7 protein-coding genes are annotated in these 5,650 nt (G+C 62.3%); 2 read left to right on the forward strand and 5 right to left on the reverse strand.

Going from position 1 to position 5,650, the window contains the following annotated elements:
• Together murJ and VFE81_RS14475 are read left to right on the forward strand one after the other, a co-directional pair.
• On the forward strand, nt 1-1,142 hold a 1,142-nt coding region (gene murJ / locus VFE81_RS14470; protein ID WP_325045253.1), incomplete at its 5' end, for a murein biosynthesis integral membrane protein MurJ.
• A 5-nt stretch (nt 1,143-1,147) separates the two neighbouring features.
• Nucleotides 1,148-1,990 (forward strand): SirB1 family protein, encoded by an 843-nt coding sequence (locus VFE81_RS14475; protein ID WP_325045254.1) that lies wholly within the window; start codon nt 1,148-1,150, stop codon nt 1,988-1,990.
• Between the two features lie 102 nt (nt 1,991-2,092).
• Here VFE81_RS14475 and VFE81_RS14480 read toward each other — a convergent pair whose 3' ends face one another.
• From VFE81_RS14480 to VFE81_RS14500, 5 genes are all read right to left on the reverse strand, one after another.
• The gene (locus tag VFE81_RS14480; RefSeq protein ID WP_115780869.1) at nt 2,093-2,851 is read right to left on the reverse strand and encodes a 3-hydroxyacyl-CoA dehydrogenase; all 759 of its coding nucleotides are present in this window, start codon (nt 2,849-2,851) and stop codon (nt 2,093-2,095) included.
• A 283-nt stretch (nt 2,852-3,134) separates the two neighbouring features.
• Nucleotides 3,135-3,800 carry an adenylate kinase gene (gene adk / locus VFE81_RS14485; RefSeq protein ID WP_325045255.1) on the reverse strand — a complete coding sequence of 222 codons (666 nt, stop codon included), beginning with the start codon at nt 3,798-3,800 and terminating at the stop codon, nt 3,135-3,137.
• Between the two features lie 214 nt (nt 3,801-4,014).
• The gene (gene kdsB / locus VFE81_RS14490) at nt 4,015-4,815 is read right to left on the reverse strand and encodes a 3-deoxy-manno-octulosonate cytidylyltransferase (RefSeq protein ID WP_325045256.1); all 801 of its coding nucleotides are present in this window, start codon (nt 4,813-4,815) and stop codon (nt 4,015-4,017) included.
• Nucleotides 4,816-4,964: 149 nt separating this feature from the next.
• On the reverse strand, nt 4,965-5,168 hold the full coding sequence (locus VFE81_RS14495) for a Trm112 family protein (RefSeq protein WP_006050060.1): 204 nt from the start codon (nt 5,166-5,168) through the stop codon (nt 4,965-4,967).
• The coding region (locus VFE81_RS14500; protein ID WP_325045257.1) for a tetraacyldisaccharide 4'-kinase at nt 5,149-5,650 on the reverse strand (502 nt) is incomplete at its 5' end. The genes VFE81_RS14495 and VFE81_RS14500, both read right to left, overlap by 20 nt.

The following is a 5,650-nucleotide window of genomic DNA, read 5'->3' on the forward strand; positions in this document are numbered from 1 at the left end:
ACATCATTTTCATCTCGCTGACGTCGCTGGCGTCCGGCGTACTGAATACGTACAAGAACTTTTCGCTGCCTGCGTTCGCCCCGGTCCTTCTGAACGTCGCTTTCATCGTCGCGGCGGTGTTCGTCGCGCCGCGCCTGCAAACGCCGGTTTATGCGCTTGCGTGGGCGGTAATCGCCGGCGGCGTGCTGCAATTCATCGTGCAATTGCCCGGTCTGAAGAAGATCGACATGCTGCCGCGCATCGGCCTGAATCCACTGAAGGCGCTCGCGCATCGCGGCGTGAAGCGAGTCCTTTCGAAGATGGTGCCGGCGATGTTCGCCGTCTCGGTCGCGCAGATCAGCTTGATCATCAACACCAATATTGCGTCGCGCATCGGTCCGGGCGCCGTCTCCTGGATCAACTACGCCGACCGGCTGATGGAGTTTCCCACCGCGCTGCTCGGCGTCGCGCTCGGCACGATTTTGCTGCCGAGCCTGTCGAAGGCGCACGTGGACGCCGATCCGCACGAGTATTCGTCGCTGCTCGACTGGGGGCTGCGCGTCACCTTCCTGCTGGCCGCACCAAGCGCCGTCGCGCTGTTTTTCTTCGCCCAGCCGCTCACGGCGACGCTGTTCCACTACGGCAAGTTCGACGGCAACTCGGTGGTGATGGTCGCCCGCGCGTTGTCGGCTTACGGCATTGGCCTGATCGGCCTGATTCTCATCAAGATCCTCGCGCCCGGTTTTTACGCAAAGCAGGACATCAAGACACCGGTGAAGATCGGCATCGGCGTGCTGATCGTCACACAGATGAGCAACTATCTGTTCGTGCCGATTTTCGCGCATGCGGGCCTCACGCTGAGCGTCGGGCTCGGCGCGTGCGTCAATGCACTGTTCCTGTTCCTCGGCTTGCGCAAGCGCGGCATCTATACGCCGTCGAACGGTTGGCTCAAATTCTTCGTGCAGTTGTTCGGTGCCTGTCTGGTGCTGGCCGGCACGATGCATTGGCTCGCGATCAGTTTCGACTGGATCGGCATGCATAGCCGCCCGGTCGACCGTATCGTGTTACTGGGGGCGTGCCTCGTTCTGTTCGCCGCGTTATATTTCGGTATGCTTTGGCTGATGGGCTTCAAGTACGCGTATTTCAAAAGGCGAGCGAAGTGATCACGATGACGCGAGTTCTCGACTATTTCAGTACGCTGGTTGCCGAAGATGACAGCCTGCCGCTGACCGAGGCGGCGCTCTCGCTCGCGCAGGACGCTTATCCCGATCTCGATTTGCAAGGCACGCTGGCCGAGATCGACGAGTTGGTCGTGCGTGTGCAGCGCCGCATGCCGGAAGATGCCGACATCAGGCAGAAGGTCGGTATTCTGAACCGGTTCTTCTTCCGCGAGCTGGGTTTCGCCAGCAACCTCAACGATTATTACGATCCCGACAATAGCCATCTGAATGCGGTGCTCAAGCGCCGCCGCGGCATTCCGATTTCGCTGGCAGTGCTATATCTGGAAATGGCCGAACAGATCGGCATTCCGGTGCGCGGCGTGTCGTTTCCGGGCCACTTCCTGTTGCGTGTGACAACGCCCGATGGCGACGTGATGCTCGATCCGACCAGCGGGCATTCGCTGTCCGAATCGCAGATGGTCGACATGCTGGAGCCTTATGTGGCGTCGGCGGGCGAGTCGGTGAGCAGGGCGCTGCGCATGTTGCTGCAACCGGCCACGCGCCGCGAGATCATCGCTCGTATGTTACGCAATCTGAAGTCCACTTATCTTCAGACGGAACGCTGGCAGCGTCTGTTGGCGGTGCAGCAGCGTCTGGTCATCCTGTTGCCGGAAAGTATCGAGGAAGTGCGCGATCGCGGTTTCGCCTATGCGCGGCTCGACTATCTGCGTCCGGCGCTCGAGGATCTCGAACGATATCTCGGCGACCGGCCGGACGCGGAAGACGCGATGGTGGTGGAGTCGCAGTTGCATGAACTGCGTCAACGTACCCAGTACGACGACCGCGACTAAAAGCGCTTCCAGCCTGAAGTCAAAACAGAACGCCTGCACGTGACTCGCGTGCAGGCGTTTTTCATTGGCGCAGCCGCGCAAAGCGGCACGCCGGATACATCGTTACTTCGGCTGCATCCGGATCGCGCCGTCCAGACGAATCACTTCGCCATTGAGCATCGGATTGTCGAAGATCTGCTTGGCCAGCATCGCGTACTCCGCCGGTTTGCCGAGACGCGGAGGGAACGGCACCATCGCGCCGAGTGCGTCCTGCACTTCCTGCGGCATGCCCAGCAGCATCGGCGTTTCGAAGATGCCCGGTGCAATTGTCATCACGCGGATCGCGTTGCGCGACAGGTCGCGTGCGATTGGCAGCGTCATGCCGACCACGCCGCTCTTGGACGCAGCATAAGCGGCCTGGCCGATCTGGCCGTCAAACGCCGCCACCGACGCCGTGTTGATGATCACGCCACGCTCGCCATTCGCATTCGGTTCGTTCTTCGACATGGCCGCGGCGGCGAGCCGGATCATGTTGAAGGTGCCGATCAGATTGATCGAGATGGTGCGCGCAAACGACTCGAGCGGATGCGGCCCGTCTTTACCGACTGTCTTGATGGCGGGCGCCACGCCCGCGCAATTGACGAGACCGCGCAGCGTGCCGAGTTTCGTGGCGGCTTCGACTGCTTGCGTGGCGTCGTCTTCGCGGCTCACGTCGCACTTGACGAACACGCCGCCGAGTTCCTTCGCGAGCGCCTCACCGGCATCCTGATTCAGATCGGCGAGCACCACCTTGCCGCCGTTTTCAACGAAAAGGCGCGCTGTGGCCGCGCCGAGGCCCGATGCACCGCCGGTGATCAGGAATACGTTGTCACGAATCTCCATGTCATCTCCTTTGCTTCAGTTCAGTAATGTCTCGATCGAATATCTTTTCGATGAACGATTGTAACGGCTATGCTGCAATGCGGAAAGCGAAGTGGGGCCTCCGCCGCCCGGGGGCCTCTGCCGAAGCCCTATAACCTATGGCGTGTCAAACTGCTACGGATGGCTAATTAATGCCGGGCATGGCGGACAACGAAAATCGCGGGAGAGTGCACGCCACACGGCGCGCAATAAAAAAACCCGCCGGCATGGGCGGGTTTTTCAAACGACAACCGGTGACGCGAAATTACTTCAACGCATCGAACGCGCGGTTGCGAATTTCGTCGACCGAGCCGAGGCCCGAAATGCGGCGATATTGCGGTGCCGTCAGCGGCGTTGCCGGGTCGCCGTTTTGCGCCCAGTTGTTGTAGTACTCGATCAGCGGCTTGGTTTGCGCAACGTACACGTCGAGGCGCTTCTTGACCGTTTCTTCCTTGTCGTCCTCGCGCTGGATCAGCGGTTCGCCCGTCACGTCGTCCACACCTTCAACCTTCGGCGGGTTGAACTTGACGTGGTACGTACGGCCCGACGCGGCGTGCGAGCGGCGGCCGCTCATACGCACGATGATCTCGTCGAACGGCACGTCGATTTCCAGCACGTAATCGATCGCGACGCCCGCTTGCTTCATGGCTTCAGCTTGGGGAATGGTGCGGGGAAAACCGTCGAACAGATAACCGTTCGCGCAATCCGGCTGCTGCAGGCGTTCCTTCACCAGGTTGATGATCAGCTCGTCCGTGACCAGTTCACCGGCATCCATGAAGCGCTTGGCTTCGAGGCCGAGCGGCGTGCCTGCCTTAACGGCCGCGCGCAGCATGTCACCCGTGGAAATTTGCGGAATGTCGAACTTTTCCTTGATGAAGTTTGCCTGAGTGCCCTTACCCGCGCCGGGCGCACCCAAAAGGATCAAACGCATGTGATATCTCCAGATCTATGTGAATTCTTTGGTGACGCTGCAGCCATCCCGCGATTCGTCGAGGGACCCGCGTCGGCTGCCGTTTCGGGCCTCGCGCTGCACGTCGAAAACGACGGCGCTGCAAGACAACAACGGCGCGACCGGGGCAAACCCTGACTCTCGCGCTTAACGGGAGGCGCGCACAACCGTCCGATTATGCCATGGGTTTTTACGCTCAAGCCCCGAATAAAGCCTGCACACGCGCGAGATCGGCGGGCGTGTCGACACCGGGCAGCGGCGCATTCTGCGTGACGAGCACCGCGATTCGCTCGCCGTGCCACATCGCGCGCAGTTGTTCGAGCGCTTCGACCTGCTCGATCGGCGAGATCGCGAGACTCGGATACGTGCGCAGGAATTGGGCGCGATACGCGTACAGGCCGATATGCCGATGGACGACTGCGGGGGCAGGCGGCGTGGGCATCGACGCCACGTTGGGCCAATGCGGCTGATACGCGTCGCGTGCCCACGGAATGGGCGCGCGCGAGAAGTACAGCGCGACGCCGTGCGCGTCGAGCACGACCTTGACGACGTTCGGGTTGAAAATTTCCGCGGGGTCGGTGATCGGATGCGCGGCGGTGGCGATCGCGCAACCGTCATTCGCCGCCAGGTGCGACGCCACGCCACATACGAGCGCCGGGTCGATCAGCGGCTCGTCGCCCTGAACGTTCACCACGATCGTTTCGTCGCTCCAGCCGAACTGCGCCGCCACTTCCGCGAGACGGTCGGTGCCCGACGGATGATCGGCGCGCGTCAGCACAGCTTCGAAGCCGTGCTCGCGGGCCACATCCAGCACCGCTTGCGCGTCGGAGGCGATCAGCACCTGTTGCGCGCCCGATTCGCGTGCGCGTTCGGCGACCCGCACCACCATCGGCTTGCCGCCGATGTCGGCAAGCGGTTTGTTGGGCAGACGCGTGGAGGCGAGCCGGGCCGGCACGACGGCGATGAACGGGAGAGTGGTGGAGTTAGCGTTGGTCATCGGAAGGACGAGCGGCGATGAAACCGGAAGAAAGCGCTCGCAAGGACACCGCGGGCGCTGACGGGAAAGACTGCGAATGCCAGTGGCAAGTGCGGATCAGATACGCGGAGCGTACAGAACGCACAGGCCCCGTGTTGGGCCAATCAGACTCAGGCGACGGAGCCCGGATTCAGATCGACCGGAGTGCCTTCCACGGTCTGCCGTGCCTCGTCGACCAGCATCACGGGAATGCCGTCGCGGATCGGATAGGCGAGCTTGTCCGCGTTGCAGATCAGTTCCTGCGCAGAACGATCGTAGCTGAGCGGGCCCTTGCAGATCGGGCAGACGAGAATTTCAAGCAGGCGAGCGTCCACGGACTTTCTCCACAACTAATGCAATGAGGCGATGATCGAGCGCGGCTTCGACAGGGACAACCCAGATGCGCGCGTCGCGCCAGGACCCTAATTTTACCGCATCCTTTTCGGTTATCAGGATGGCGTCCGCGTCGACGTCCGTAAAAGGATTGCGCTCGAACGCGTAGTGATCCGGCAAGGCTCGGGTGGCGGGTGTGAGGCCGGCCGCGCGCAGCGTCGCGAAAAAGCGTTCCGGCGCGCCGATGCCGGCCGCGGCCAGCACGCGTTCGCCGCTGAATTGCGCGAGCGGCCGGCGCAGACCGGGGTTGTCGAGATGCCAGGCGTCGGCGGGCGCGAGTTGCAGCGCGAATGTGTTCGGCCACGCGGGCAGGCTGCGGGAATACGGATCGTTGATCAGCGTCGCGTCGCGGTGGCGCGACAGCGGCTCGCGCAGCGGACCCGCCGGCAGCAGAAATCCATTGCCGCCGAGCCGGTGATCGAAG

Source organism: Paraburkholderia sp. (assembly GCF_035656215.1).
Taxonomy (GTDB): domain Bacteria; phylum Pseudomonadota; class Gammaproteobacteria; order Burkholderiales; family Burkholderiaceae; genus Paraburkholderia.